Origin of the sequence: Psychrobacter sp. TB20-MNA-CIBAN-0197, assembly GCF_040309765.1 — a bacterium.
GTDB lineage: Bacteria > Pseudomonadota > Gammaproteobacteria > Pseudomonadales > Moraxellaceae > Psychrobacter > Psychrobacter submarinus.
Genome location: NZ_JBEOPC010000551.1, coordinates 1 through 274 on the forward strand (window position 1 = coordinate 1; position 274 = coordinate 274).

1 protein-coding gene is annotated in these 274 nt (G+C 59.5%); it reads right to left on the reverse strand.

Features of this window, described 5'->3' with window-relative positions:
* Window positions 1–274: phosphoglucose isomerase-related protein (locus AAEY83_RS14915; RefSeq protein ID WP_502945191.1), on the reverse strand; the 274-nt coding region annotated here is incomplete at both ends.

The following is a 274-nucleotide window of genomic DNA, read 5'->3' on the forward strand; positions in this document are numbered from 1 at the left end:
GGTACCAGGCGCGTGCGGCCTGCGCGTTCTTCAGGGTTTCGAGGGTGTTGAACGACTTCGACGAAACGATGAACAGCGTGGTCTCGGCGCGCAGTTTCTGCGTCAGCTCGTGGAATTCGCTGCCGTCGATGTTTGCCAGATAGTGGCAACGTACGCCTTTCTGCGCGTAGGACAGCAGTGCTTCGGAGACCAGCTCGGGACCGAGGAACGAACCACCGATACCGATATTGACCACGTCGGTGATCGGCTTCTCGGTGTAACCACGCCACAAGCC